This is a genomic window from Pseudomonas sp. C8002, assembly GCF_013385765.1.
Lineage (GTDB): Bacteria > Pseudomonadota > Gammaproteobacteria > Pseudomonadales > Pseudomonadaceae > Aquipseudomonas.
The window spans coordinates 17454-29562 of record NZ_JACAPJ010000049.1 but is presented as its reverse complement, the minus strand read 5'-3'; the positions used below and the strand labels follow the sequence as shown (position 1 = coordinate 29562).

Below are 12109 nucleotides of genomic sequence, written 5' to 3'. Positions count from 1 at the left end.
TCTGTTTTCGCTCTGGTCTTTGCCTTTGCTTTTAACACTCAAGCCGGCCGGGAGGCCGTTGTGCTTTTGATTTTGAAGCAGCCGTTACCTAAATAACGGATATGCACACCGATCTAACTCAACAAAACAACACCGCCAGGCAACTCCGTACACTTGGCCCCATACGCATCGCGAATCAAAAGCGCCACCCCCGCCAACTGATGCAGACTAAACCGCGCCTGCACCCGCCGCTTGCCCAACTGCGCATTCATCAGCAGCAACATCCCCGGCCGATAGCGATTGATCTCATCCACCACCGTCGCCAGCGTCGCATTGTCAAACACCAGCACCTGCTCCCGCCAAGCCACCACAGCCTGCACGTCCACCGCCACCGGCTCACCCACACCGCTGGCGTCATAAGTCAGCTGCCGCCCACCCTCAAGCCGAACCGTACGCCCCCCAACACCCACCAACAGCGCCCCATCAATACACGTCACACACACACTGTGATCCGTATTGCGCACATTGAACCGCGCCCGAGCCGCACTCAACCACCCTCCACCCGCCTGAACCTGAAGCGGCATCGCAGCATCGGCCAGCACCTCGACCTCCCCCTCCAACAACTCAATCCCACCCTCACGCCGGCTGATCCGCGTCTGCGTATTGAGCTCCAGCCGAACCCCATCACCCAACTCCACCCGCCGCTGCTCCCCGACCTCGGTGCGGTAATCCGCCGTCAACCCGGCAAACCCACCCGGCACCGTCACCCGCACCATCAACACCGCCGCCGACGCCGCAATCGCCCCGCCCAAAAACGCCCGCCGCCCAAAATGCCGCGGCCGGGAAAACTGCTCGGCGGCGGGAGCCAATTGCTGCCACAACACCTTGGCCTGCTCGAACGCCCGGGCATGCTCCGGGCTCTGGGCGCACCACTGGCGCAACGCCTTGGCATCAGCAACGGTGGCCCGGCCCGACGTCAGCAGCACCAGCCAGTCACGCGCTTCATCGTGCAGGGGGCTGTCGGGCGCAGCACGGGCAGCGGAGAGGTTAAAAATGTTCAAGCGCGCAGGTACTCAACGGATTATCAGGGACTCAATCACTAAGACGGTTTTCCGGCCCCGGGACCGAACCGCTGGATCACTTTTCTTTCAAGGCGCTGTGCACAGTGGCCCAGCCCGGCCTTGATTTCCTTTTCGACCATGCGCGTGGAAATCCCGAAACGCCTGGAGATCTCCAGGTGTGGCGCCTCTTCCAGACGTGCAGCGATAAGGATCTGGCGCCGCCGCGCCGGCAGTTCGTAGAGGGCCTTGAGCAAGGACTGGATTTCCCGCTGGCCACCCACCACCCGCGACGGGTCCTGGGCTTCATCGACGGTCTGCAGCAGCTCTTCGACTTCGCTGCCGGTCAACAGTCGCGCATCCGCCTGGCGTCGGTCAGCGGCGATGTTCAGCGCCATTCGATACAGGTAGGCATTGGGTTGCGCCAAGTTCGGCGGTACGTCCATGCGGTCGACCCGCAGGTAGGTCTCGTGCAGCACGTCGTTGGCCAGGTCCTCGGACCCGAGGCGCTTGCGCAGGCGTACCTTGAAGTCCTCGTAGGACGCCAGGAACAGGCTGACCATCATGCTGTGGCCGGTATCTTTCATGCCCCGGAAACTCCTTCCCCTGCTGTGCATTCCATGCGTGTTCCTGTTGAATCGGGCATCAAAAGTAAAGTCACCGGCAAGCGCAGCGAACTGGGCGCCGGGCGTTCGACCCGGGTGGCGCCCAGGCCGCGTACCAGCGCTTCGTCACGCTGCAGGTCACCGGTGGAGCTGACCAGGCGGCTGTGTTCGATCACCCCGTCACCGTTGACCCACACCTGCACCAGCGCCCGGAAACTGCCGGGGCGGGTCAGCGGCGAACGGCACAAACTGCGTTCGATCGCCTGCTGCAAGGCCGCGGCATAGCTGTTGTTGATCCGTGCTGCATGCCCTGCCTTCAGCCCCCGCGTCGTGGCCGGCTGGCTGACCTCGGGGACTTGCAGGGTGAACGCATCGCTGCGGGCATAACGCGCCATCAGGCCACTCCCTGTCAGCAGCAGGCCCAGGGCTTGCTGCGCACTGTAGCGGCCATGCACGCCGATGGAGCGCCGGCCCCGGGTCAACTCGCGGTCCACCAGCACCGCCATGCCGGTGGCATGGCTGAACGCCTGCAGGGCGCTATCCAGGTTCTGCGCGGGCAGGTCCAGGGTCACTTCGGCGCGCACGGCCTGCGCCAGCCCCAACAGCAGAGCCAGGCAGCAGCCCGCGCGCCTCCAAGCCCCCCTGCTCAGCATCGCAACACGTCCGACATAGCCTACAAAACCGTCATCCTGAGGCCAGTTTATGAACCTGATGTTACGGTGCCAGCAAAAAAAACATCACGGTGACGGGCAGCCCGCTGCACTACACTTTTGAGCCATACCGGCCCATTTCCCAGGGCTCGCCAGGAGGCACCGATGAACCTGTTACCGACCCTCGCCAGCCTGTTGCTGTGTGCTGCCCTGCCGCTGATGGCCCACGCCGAAGGAACGCCGAATGGCTGCACCGAGGTCAACGTGGATGGCTACAAGGCACCGGACTATGGCTGCCTGAGCCAGCAGATGGGCAACAACCCGGACGCCGCCAAGGCCACGCAAAAGAACCAGCAGGCGCAACAGGTGCCCATCGACAAACGCAAGCCGAACCAGATCGGGCTCTCTACACCCGCAGCGACCAGTGTGCGCATGGGCAATACGTTCGGTACTTCGGTGAAACCCCAGCGGCCTTGATCGCCGCTTGTCCCCCCCTGCCCGCCCAGTGCAAAAAAAGCCATTGTGTTATCGCGATTGCCGATGTTATGTTTCTAACAGACATCAAAATCATGAAACATGAGTAACATCAATGACCGGCCTGCGCGAAAACGTCATGGATAAAAACAGCTTCCAGCGCACGCTGGAACAGCAGTTCCCGACGCTGACGCCCACCGGCAAGCGCATCGCGACCTACCTGCTGGGCAACCTGCAACAGCTGCCGTTCGAAACCGCCGACAGCATCGCCCAGCAAGCCGGCACCACCGGGATTTCAGTGGGGCGTTTCTTGCGAACCCTGGGTTATCGCAACCTCGATGACGTCAAGCAAGGCCTGCGCGGCGACCCGCAAGCCTCCTGGCTGATCACCGACCGCCTGGGTGCGTTTCGCCAGGAGAACGATCAGGAAGACGCCCTCGACCGTTCCCTCAACCGCGAGATCGAAGCCATTCAGCATGTATACGGCCTGGCCCGCAGCCAGGGTTTCGCCGATATCGTGCAGCACATCGTGGACGCCGACGCCGTGTTCATCCTCGGCATCCAGTCCACCCGGGGCATCCTCAATGCGTTCCACAGCCACCTGGAATACATCCGTCCCAAGGTCTATTACGTCGATGGCCTGTCGGGGATCTACGCCGAGACCCTGAACTCCGGCTTTGAAAAACCCTACGCCATCACAGCGGACTTCCGCGCCTATTCCAGCATCACGCCCACGTTCTGCGAGACCGCGAACGCCCAGGGTCTACCCTTGGCGCTGATCACTGACTTGCAATGCCCCTGGGCCCGGGACTACGACCTGGACCTGCTGCAACTGAAAACCGATGTCGGCCAGTTCTGGGACTCCATGGCGCCCCTGACGTGCCTGTTCAACCTGATGGTGTCTGCCGTCGCTGACCGCTACGGCGAGCGACTGGATGCACGCCTGGCAAAAAACCGCGCCCTGCAACAGGCCTTCGGCCAGTTCGAATCCTGACCCTGGAAAGGAAATCTTTGAGTGAAAACCAGCCCATTGGTAGAAATCGCCCCACCGGAATACCCGGTACAGGTCGACCTGATCTACGCCAGTGCCGACAACCTCGCAGGCACCGTGATCTACCGCAACACCCGCTGCCTGCTGCACACCGAAGCGGCGGCCTGCCTGCGCAAGGCGAGCCTGTTGGCACGCCAGGCCGGCATGACCCTGCTGATCTACGACGCCTATCGCCCGGCCTACGCCCAGCAACTGTTGTGGCAGGCCCTGCCCAACCCGGACTACGTGCGCGACCCACGCCTGGGCTCGCACCACACCCGCGGCGTGGCCGTCGACCTGACGCTGATTGATGAACACGGCACCCCCCTGGACATGGGCACGGCGTTTGATGCCATGGAGCCCAAGTCCCACCAGTTCTACCCCGACCTGCCGCCGCAGGTGCAGCGCAACCGCCTGCTGTTGCTGGGCATCATGCTTGGCGCCGGCTTCAAGGCGATTGCCACCGAGTGGTGGCACTACGAGTTGCCGGATGCCGAACTTTTCCCATTAATTGAGGAGTCACACTGATCCCAAGGACCGTACCATCACAATAATGAGCAGCACCCTTTAGCTCCAACTGCCCGGTTATAGATTTCATAAAAATAAACCAACCCGCTTTTTCCTCTAAATAATCAAGGAAACCGGCATGACCCCAAGCAACCGCAAGACCCTCGCACTCTCCCTGCTGTGCGCCGCCCTGAGCCTGGGCGCGTGGCAATCGGTAAGTGCCGCCGCCCCCAAAGACACCCTGATGATCGGCAAGGCCGCCGACCCGCAAACCCTCGACCCGGCCGTGACCATCGACAACAACGATTGGGCGGTGACGTACCCGGCGTACCAGAAGCTGGTGGCCTACAAAGTCGAAAACGGCAAGGGCAGCACCGAGGTCAAGGGCGACCTGGCCGACAGCTGGACCACCTCGGCCGACGGTCTGGTGTGGGACTTCAAACTCAAGCCCGGCAACAAGTTCGATGACGGCGCCGAGGTCGACGCCAATGCGGTGAAGTTCTCCTTCGACCGCGTGATGCAGCTCAAGCAAGGCCCGTCGGGTGCGTTCCCGGATGACATGAAAGTCACCGTGGTCGACCCGCTCACCGTGCGCTTCACCCTGGCCAAGCCCTACGCGCCCTTCCTTTACACCCTCGCCCACAACGGCGCCGGCATCATCAACCCGGACGTGGTGAAACAGGGCGACGTCAACGCCTACCTCTCCACCCACACCGCCGGCTCCGGCGCCTTTCGCCTGAGCAACTGGCAGAAAGGCCAGAGCCTGACCCTGGAACCCAACACCTACTACGCCGGCACCAAGCCCGCGCTGAACAAGGTGGTGATCAAGATCATCAGCGAAGCCTCGGTACGCCGCCTGCAACTGGAACGCGGTGACCTGGACATCGCCGAAGACATGCCCCAGGACCAGCTCACCAACCTGGCCAAAAAGAAAGACGTGGTGATCAAGGAGTTCCCGTCGCTGCGGGTGACCTACCTGTACCTGAACAACCAGAAAGCCCCGCTGAACAACCAGAATGCGCGCCAGGCAATCGTTGATGCGGTGGACTACAAAGGCATTGTCGACGGCATCCTCAAGGGCCAGGCCAAGTTGATGAACGGGCCGATTCCCGCCGGCATGTGGGCCAATGACCCGAGCCTGCCCTTGATGAAACAGGACCTGGACAGCGCGGGCGCGAACCTGAAGAAACTCCCGGAAAAAATCACCAACCTGAATTACATGTACTCCGACAAGGACCCGGACTGGGAATCCATCGGCCTGACCCTGCAAGCCAGCCTGGCGCCGCTGGGGATCAACCTGAAGATGGAAAAACTGGCCAACGCCACCATGCGCGAGCGCCTGGGCAAGGGTGACTTCGACGTGTCCATCGGCTCGTGGGCACCGGACTTCTCCGACCCCTACATGTACATGAACTTCTGGTTCGACTCCTCCCTGCAAGGCCTGCCGGGCAACCGTTCGTTCTACAGCAACCCGGTGGTGGACAAGCTGATTCGCGATGCGGCGGCCAACAACGACACGGCCAAGCGCACCGAGCTGTACCAGGAAGCCCAGAAGATCGTGCTCAAGGACAGCGTGTACGCCTACCTCTATCAGAAGAACTACACCCTGCCGATGCGTGATTCGGTGAAGGGTTATGTGTTCCATCCGATGCTGGAGCAGGTGTTCAACGTGGCTGAGATCAGTAAGTAACACGCGATCAAATGTGGGAGCGGGCTTGCTCGCGAAAGCGGTGTATCAGTTACCCGATGTATGACTGACCCACCGTATTCGCGAGCAAGCCCGCTCCCACACTGGACCTGCTGTGTTTTCCAGGCTGTATTCCTGATCCAAATGTCTCGCGTTACCGAGGAGCCCTCATGGCCTTCCTGAATATGTTGCGCAAACGCCTGTTCGGCCTGATCCTGGTCGTCGTCGGCGTTTCGCTGATCACCTTCTGCATCTCCCACCTGATCCCGGGTGACCCGGCGCGCCTGATTGCCGGCGACCGGGCCAGCGACGCCATTGTCGAGAACATCCGCCATCAACTGGGCCTCGACCTGCCGCTGTACCAGCAATACGGCCGCTACATGAGCGACCTGCTGCACGGCGACCTCGGCACCTCGATCCGCACCAGCCGCCCGGTGCTGGAAGACCTGAAAGCGTTCTTCCCCGCGACCCTCGAACTGGCGGTCGCCGCCCTGCTGCTCTCGGTACTGGTGGGCGTACCGCTGGGGGTGCTGTCAGCGGTATATCACAACCGCGCCATCGACCAGATCGCCCGAACGCTGGCGGTTACCGGCATTTCCACGCCGGCCTTCTGGCTCGGCCTGGGCCTGATCGTGTTGTTCTACGGCCAGCTCGGCTGGCTGCCCGGCAGCGGGCGGCTGGATGAAGGCCTCGAACCACCGCGCACCATCACCGGGTTCTACCTGATCGACTCGCTGCTGGCCGGCGATATCCCACTGTTCCTGAATGCCCTGGAACACCTGATCCTGCCCGCCGTCACCCTGGGTTTCGTCAACCTCGGCGTAGTCGCCCGGCAGATTCGTTCGGCGATGCTCGACCAGTTGGGCGAGGACTACATCCGTACCGCCCGCGCCTACGGCCTGTCGCGCTGGGCGGTGATCCTGCGCCACGCCCTGCCCAACGCGTTGATCCCGTCGATCACCGTGCTCGGCCTGACCCTCGGCGACCTGCTGTACGGCGCGGTGCTGACCGAAACCGTGTTCGCCTGGCCGGGCATGGGTGCCTATGTGGTGAAGTCGATCCAGTCCCTGGATTTCCCGGCGGTGATGGGCTTCGCGATCCTGGTGTCGTTTATTTATGTACTGCTGAACATGCTGATCGACCTGCTCTACCGGGTGGTCGACCCGCGCATCGGCGAGGTGAATTGAGATGACCGCTCCCCTGACCATGCCCGTACCGGTGCCCCTGGAACAGCGCCCCACCTGGCGTGCGCGAATGGAGTACCTGGGCTATCAAATACGCCGCAGCCCGCTGACCATCGCCGGCCTGACCATCACCTTGATCGTGCTGATCTGTATGGCCTTCGCCCCCTGGTTGGCGAGCCATGACCCCAATGCCTTGAACCTGGCGCAACGCCTGGCCGAGCCCTCCGCCGAACATTGGTTCGGCACCGATGAAGTCGGCCGCGACCTGTTCAGCCGGGTGCTGTACGGCAGCCGCCAGTCGGTGGGCGTGGGGCTGTTCGTGGCGTTTTCGTCCTGCCTGGTGGGCGGGCTGCTGGGCTGCCTGTCGGGGATTATCGGCGGGCGTTTCGACAGCCTGATCATGCGCCTGATGGACATCATGCTGTCGGTGCCGTCCCTGGTGCTGATCATGGCCCTGGCCGCCGCACTGGGCCCGAGCCTGTTCAATGCGATGCTGGCAATCACCGTGGTGCGCATCCCGTTCTACGTGCGCCTGGCCCGGGGCCAGGCCCTGAGCATTCGGCAGATGGGCTACGTCAAGGCATCCCAGACCTTCGGCGCCGGGCGCTGGCACATCGTGTCGTGGCACGTAGGCCGCAATGCGATGCCGCCGTTGCTGGTGCAACTGAGCCTGGACATCGGCAGCGCGATCCTGATGGCCTCGGCCCTGGGTTTCATCGGCCTGGGTGCACAACAGCCCACCGCCGAATGGGGCGCGATGGTTGCCACCGGGCGCAATTTCATTCTCGACAACTGGTGGTACTCGACCTTTCCGGGGCTGGCGATCCTGGTCACCGCGACCGGCTTCAACCTGCTGGGTGACGGTGTTCGTGACCTGCTCGACCCACGGCAACAGGGGAAATGACCATGTCCAGTCCGGCAGTGCTTGCCATCGACAACCTGAGCCTGGAATTCCCGGCTTACCGCAACAACGTCCAGGCACTCAACGGCGTGTCGTTGCACGTCAACCCCGGCGAAGTCGTCGGCGTAGTGGGTGAATCCGGCTCCGGCAAATCCGTGACCGCGATGCTCAGCCTGCGCCTGCTGCCGGAGCGCAGTTACCGGATCACCGCCGGCAGCTTGCAGATGCTCGGCCGCGACATGCTCGGTGCCAGCGAGAAGGAGCTGCTGCAGATCCGCGGGCGTGACGCGGCGATGATCTTCCAGGAGCCGATGACCGCGCTGAACCCGACCCGGCGCATTGGCCGGCAGATGCTCGATGTGATCATCCACCACCAGCGCCTGAGCAAGGCCGCCGCCCGTGCCAAGGCCATCGCCCTGCTGCGGGACATGCACATCGCCGACCCCGAGCAAGTGCTCGACAGCTACCCCTTCGAACTCTCCGGAGGCATGCGCCAGCGGGTGATGATCGCCCTGGCATTTTCCTGCGACCCTCAGTTGCTGATCGCCGATGAACCCACCACTGCCCTCGACGTCACCGTGCAACGCCAGGTGCTGTTGCTGCTGAGGGAAAAAGCCCGGGAACGCGGCACCGCGATCCTGCTGATCACCCACGACATGGCTGTGGTCTCGCAGTTCTGCGACCGGGTGTATGTGATGTACACCGGCGCCGTGGTGGAAGAAGGCCCCACCGCCCAGGTGATGAGCGACCCGCGCCACCCCTACACCCAAGGGTTACTCAGCGGCTTGCCGGAACAGGTGAAACCCGGCGACGACCTGCTGACCATCCCCGGCCAGGTGCCCAACCTTGCCGCCCTGCCCTCAGGCTGCACCTTTCGCGAACGCTGCCCCCAGGCCATGAGCCAATGCATCGAGCGCCCGCGCCTGGACCTGATCAACCCTGCCGGCACCCGCAAAAGCGCGTGCTGGCTGACTGCCGGGGAGTCGGTGCAATGACCGTGTCTCAAGATTCACTGCTGGCTTTGCGGGATGTACGGGTCAAGTTCCCGGTAAAAACCGACTGGCTGGGCCGCCCGCGCGGTTATGCCCACGCCCTCAACGGCATCGACTTGCAGGTGCGCCGTGGGGAAACCCTGGGGATTGTCGGCGAGTCCGGCTGCGGTAAAAGCACCCTCGCCCAGTTGCTGATGGGCCTGGTCAAGCCCAGCGACGGTGAAGTGGACTGGGTCTACGAAAGTGCCCGGGAACGCCACCGGCATGTGCAGATCGTATTCCAGGACCCGCAATCGTCCCTCGACCCGCGCCTGCCCATCTGGAAAATCATTACCGAGCCGCTGTTCGCCCTAGGCGACACGCCCAAGAGTGAAATGCGCACCATCGCCGCCAAGGTCGCCGCGCAGGTAGGCATTCGCGCTGAATACCTGGACCGTTACCCGCACCAGTTTTCCGGTGGCCAGCGCCAACGCATCGCCATCGCCCGCGCGCTGGCGTCCAACCCGAGCATCCTGGTGCTGGACGAGCCGACCTCGGCCCTGGATATCTCGGTGCAGGCGCAAATCCTCAACCTGCTGGCCGAGCTGCAACGGCGGCTGGGGCTGACGTACATCCTGATCTCCCACAACGTTTCGGTGGTGCGGCACATGGCCGACCGGGTGGCGGTGATGTACCTGGGGCAGATCGTGGAACTGGGGTGTGCCGAGCAAGTGCTGGAGCAGCCGAAGCATCCGTACACCCAGCTGTTGCTGGAGGCGGTGCCCAAGCTGGGGGTGGCGCTGGACGACGCGTATGTCAGTGCACCGACAGAGCTGCCGGGGAACCGGGTGTTGCCGGGTGGGTGTTTCTTTCTCGACCGCTGCCCGAGGCGTACACCAGGCTGTGAGCGGCCGCAGCGGTTGACGGGAGGGATGAGTCAGCAGGTGCGCTGTCACCTGGAACATCCGTGAGGCGTCCTTAACGAAATTTTCATGATTGCGCGGCTATGATCCGCCACCTCGTTGGGGAGTAGCCTGCTTCGGATTCTCGAAGCGTTCGTATCAACATTCTCGGCAACATGCCGTGGTGCGAACACCATTTTGGTTGGTGAGACCAGCGACACATCCATGCCTGAAGTCGGGCGTGTGGTTGTGTCGTTGACTCATACAGCCCGACTGGAAGCCTTACCGTGAACCCCATTTCCCTGATTCTTCTCGCCCTTGCCATGTCCACGGACGCCTTTGCGGCGGCCATTGGCAAAGGTTCCAGCCTGCACAAACCACGCCTGACCGAAGCCCTGCGGGCCGGGCTGATCTTTGGTGTGATCGAAGCGATCACGCCGATTATCGGCTGGGCCATCGGCCAGGCCGCCACTCGCTGGGTGGAACAGTGGGACCACTGGATCGCCTTCACCCTGCTGGTAGCCCTGGGCCTGCACATGATCTACAACGGCTTGAAGGCCGATGATCCAGAGGAAGAGAAACCGAGCCAGCACTCGTTCATGATTCTTGCCGTGACCGCGTTTGCTACCAGCATTGATGCCCTGGCGGTGGGTGTGGGCCTGGCGTTTGTCGACGTGAATATCCTGGTGGCCGCTGCGGCGATCGGCTTGGCGACGATGACCATGGTAACCATCGGCATGATGCTTGGCCGGGTGTTGGGGACTGTGGTCGGCAAGCGCGCCGAGATGGTTGGCGGCGTGGTGTTGATGCTGGTGGGTGCGACGATTTTGTATGAGCACCTGTCGGCCTAGAAACCGGCGAAGATCAAAATGTGGGAGCGGGCTTGGGTGGGAGCGGGCTTGCTCGCGAAAGCGGTGGTTCAGCCAGCCTATTGAGCGACTGACACACCGCCTTCGCGAGCAAGCCCGCTCCCACACAAGCCCGCTCCTACAGGGATCTGCGGCGATCAATCAGGCCGCGTGTTTTTCTTTCTTCAGGCTCTCGATGTCGATCACGAACCGATACTTCACATCGCCCTTGAGCATGCGCTCGTAGGCGTCATTGATGCCCTGGATGTCGATCATCTCGATGTCCGAGACAATCCCGTGCCTGGCGCAGAAATCCAGCATGTCCTGGGTTTCCTGGATGCCACCGATCAACGACCCGGCCAGGCTGCGACGCTTGAAGATCAGGTTGAACACGGTCGGTGACGGGTGCGGGCTATCCGGGGCGCCCACCAGGGTCATGGTGCCGTCGCGCTTGAGCAGGTTGAGGAAGGCGTCGAGATTGTGGGACGCGGCCACGGTGTTGAGGATGAAGTCCAGGGAGTTGGCAACCTTGGCCATTTCGTCCGCGTTCTTCGACACCACCACTTCATCGGCCCCCAGGCGCAGGCCGTCTTCGCGCTTGTTCGGCGAGGTGGTGAACAGCACCACGTAGGCGCCCATGGCATGAGCGATTTTCACCGCCATATGGCCCAGGCCACCGAGGCCGACAACGCCGACGCGCTTGCCCGGCCCGACGTCCCAGTGGTGCAGCGGTGAGTAGGTGGTGATGCCTGCACACAGCAGCGGCGCGACCGCCGCCAGGTTGCTCTCGTCGTGGGAGATGCGCAGGACGAACTTCTCCTTGACCACGATATTGTCCGAGTAGCCGCCGAAGGTGTTTTCGCCGCCAAAAGCCGGGCCGTTGTAGGTGCCGGTGAAGCCGTTTTCGCAATACTGCTCCTCGCCCTCGGCGCAGGATTCGCAGTGCTGGCAGCTGTCGACCATGCAGCCGACACCGGCCAAATCGCCCACCTTGAACTTGCTGACATTGGCGCCCACGGCGGTCACTCGGCCAACGATTTCATGGCCCGGTACCGACGGGTACAGGGTGTTTTTCCATTCGTTGCGTACGGTGTGCAGGTCCGAGTGGCAGACGCCGCAATAGAGGATGTCGATCTGCACATCATCGGCCCCGGGGGCGCGACGTTCGAACGTGAAGGGTTTGAGCGAATCCTTGGAGTCACGAGCGGCGTAGCTGTAAGTCTTGGCCATTTCGTTCACCTGTTTGTTCAGACGGTAGAAAGCAGTTGACCAGCATAGACGCTGAACCGTTCAACCGAGCACAGGCATACAAG

13 protein-coding genes and 1 riboswitch are annotated in these 12109 nt (G+C 62.6%); of the genes, 9 read left to right on the top strand and 4 right to left on the bottom strand.

Going from position 1 to position 12109, the window contains the following annotated elements; genetic code table 11:
• Positions 1-113: 113 nt before the first annotated feature.
• The 3 genes from HX814_RS30820 to HX814_RS30810 are packed head-to-tail and all read right to left on the bottom strand — an operon-like array spanning position 114 to position 2295.
• Positions 114-1040 carry a DUF4880 domain-containing protein gene (locus HX814_RS30820; RefSeq protein ID WP_008431412.1) on the bottom strand — a complete coding sequence of 309 codons (927 nt, stop codon included), beginning with the start codon at positions 1038-1040 and terminating at the stop codon, positions 114-116.
• Between the two features lie 38 nt (positions 1041-1078).
• Complete coding sequence (locus HX814_RS30815; protein WP_102605758.1) at positions 1079-1624, bottom strand: RNA polymerase sigma factor; 546 nt, start codon at positions 1622-1624, stop codon at positions 1079-1081.
• Positions 1621-2295, bottom strand: coding sequence for a secretin and TonB N-terminal domain-containing protein (locus HX814_RS30810; RefSeq protein ID WP_177010051.1), 675 nt, complete (start codon positions 2293-2295; stop codon positions 1621-1623). Before HX814_RS30810 ends, HX814_RS30815 begins: the two co-directional genes overlap by 4 nt.
• 162 nt (positions 2296-2457) lie before the next feature.
• Here HX814_RS30810 and HX814_RS30805 point away from each other — a divergent pair, with 162 nt between their 5' ends.
• The 9 genes from HX814_RS30805 to mntP all read left to right on the top strand — a co-directional run bounded on the left by HX814_RS30805 (position 2458) and on the right by mntP (position 10799).
• A complete protein-coding gene (locus HX814_RS30805) occupies positions 2458-2769 on the top strand; it encodes a hypothetical protein (protein ID WP_177010052.1) in 312 nt (103 codons plus the stop codon).
• A gap of 136 nt (positions 2770-2905) precedes the next feature.
• On the top strand, positions 2906-3760 hold the full coding sequence (locus HX814_RS30800; RefSeq protein ID WP_032898755.1) for a MurR/RpiR family transcriptional regulator: 855 nt from the start codon (positions 2906-2908) through the stop codon (positions 3758-3760).
• A 21-nt stretch (positions 3761-3781) separates the two neighbouring features.
• A complete protein-coding gene (ddpX, locus tag HX814_RS30795) occupies positions 3782-4324 on the top strand; it encodes a D-alanyl-D-alanine dipeptidase (RefSeq protein WP_177010053.1) in 543 nt (180 codons plus the stop codon).
• Positions 4325-4442: 118 nt separating this feature from the next.
• Positions 4443-5993, top strand: a complete 1551-nt coding sequence (locus tag HX814_RS30790; RefSeq protein WP_087694902.1) for an ABC transporter substrate-binding protein — start codon at positions 4443-4445, stop codon at positions 5991-5993.
• A 167-nt stretch (positions 5994-6160) separates the two neighbouring features.
• Positions 6161-7177, top strand: coding sequence for an ABC transporter permease (locus tag HX814_RS30785; RefSeq protein WP_008431420.1), 1017 nt, complete (start codon positions 6161-6163; stop codon positions 7175-7177).
• A gap of 19 nt (positions 7178-7196) precedes the next feature.
• Complete coding sequence (ddpC, locus tag HX814_RS30780) at positions 7197-8078, top strand: D,D-dipeptide ABC transporter permease (RefSeq protein WP_032868129.1); 882 nt, start codon at positions 7197-7199, stop codon at positions 8076-8078.
• A complete protein-coding gene (locus tag HX814_RS30775) occupies positions 8075-9070 on the top strand; it encodes an ABC transporter ATP-binding protein (protein ID WP_032898749.1) in 996 nt (331 codons plus the stop codon). The genes ddpC and HX814_RS30775 overlap by 4 nt, the downstream gene beginning before the upstream one ends.
• Positions 9067-10017 carry an oligopeptide/dipeptide ABC transporter ATP-binding protein gene (locus HX814_RS30770; protein WP_177010054.1) on the top strand — a complete coding sequence of 317 codons (951 nt, stop codon included), beginning with the start codon at positions 9067-9069 and terminating at the stop codon, positions 10015-10017. The genes HX814_RS30775 and HX814_RS30770 overlap by 4 nt, the downstream gene beginning before the upstream one ends.
• 41 nt (positions 10018-10058) lie before the next feature.
• Positions 10059-10225: riboswitch (yybP-ykoY riboswitch) on the top strand.
• A 10-nt stretch (positions 10226-10235) separates the two neighbouring features.
• Entirely contained in the window at positions 10236-10799 is a 564-nt protein-coding gene (gene mntP / locus HX814_RS30765) for a manganese efflux pump MntP (RefSeq protein WP_003220119.1), read from the top strand.
• Positions 10800-10958: 159 nt separating this feature from the next.
• Here the strand turns inward: mntP and HX814_RS30760 are convergent, their stop codons facing one another.
• Complete coding sequence (locus HX814_RS30760; protein ID WP_177015446.1) at positions 10959-12026, bottom strand: NAD(P)-dependent alcohol dehydrogenase; 1068 nt, start codon at positions 12024-12026, stop codon at positions 10959-10961.
• Between the last annotated feature and the right edge of the window lie 83 nt (positions 12027-12109).

Bases quoted from the DNA above. Each gene is read 5' to 3' on its own strand.
- HX814_RS30815 (WP_102605758.1), bottom strand. From the start codon at position 1,624: ATGAAAGATACCGGCCACAGCATGATGGTCAGCCTGTTCCTGGCGTCC.
- HX814_RS30810 (WP_177010051.1), bottom strand. From the start codon at position 2,295: ATGCTGAGCAGGGGGGCTTGGAGGCGCGCGGGCTGCTGCCTGGCTCTG.
- HX814_RS30805 (WP_177010052.1), top strand. From the start codon at position 2,458: ATGAACCTGTTACCGACCCTCGCCAGCCTGTTGCTGTGTGCTGCCCTG.
- HX814_RS30800 (WP_032898755.1), top strand. From the start codon at position 2,906: ATGGATAAAAACAGCTTCCAGCGCACGCTGGAACAGCAGTTCCCGACG.
- HX814_RS30790 (WP_087694902.1), top strand. From the start codon at position 4,443: ATGACCCCAAGCAACCGCAAGACCCTCGCACTCTCCCTGCTGTGCGCC.
- HX814_RS30785 (WP_008431420.1), top strand. From the start codon at position 6,161: ATGGCCTTCCTGAATATGTTGCGCAAACGCCTGTTCGGCCTGATCCTG.
- ddpC (WP_032868129.1), top strand. From the start codon at position 7,197: ATGCCCGTACCGGTGCCCCTGGAACAGCGCCCCACCTGGCGTGCGCGA.
- HX814_RS30775 (WP_032898749.1), top strand. From the start codon at position 8,075: ATGACCATGTCCAGTCCGGCAGTGCTTGCCATCGACAACCTGAGCCTG.
- HX814_RS30770 (WP_177010054.1), top strand. From the start codon at position 9,067: ATGACCGTGTCTCAAGATTCACTGCTGGCTTTGCGGGATGTACGGGTC.
- HX814_RS30760 (WP_177015446.1), bottom strand. From the start codon at position 12,026: ATGGCCAAGACTTACAGCTACGCCGCTCGTGACTCCAAGGATTCGCTC.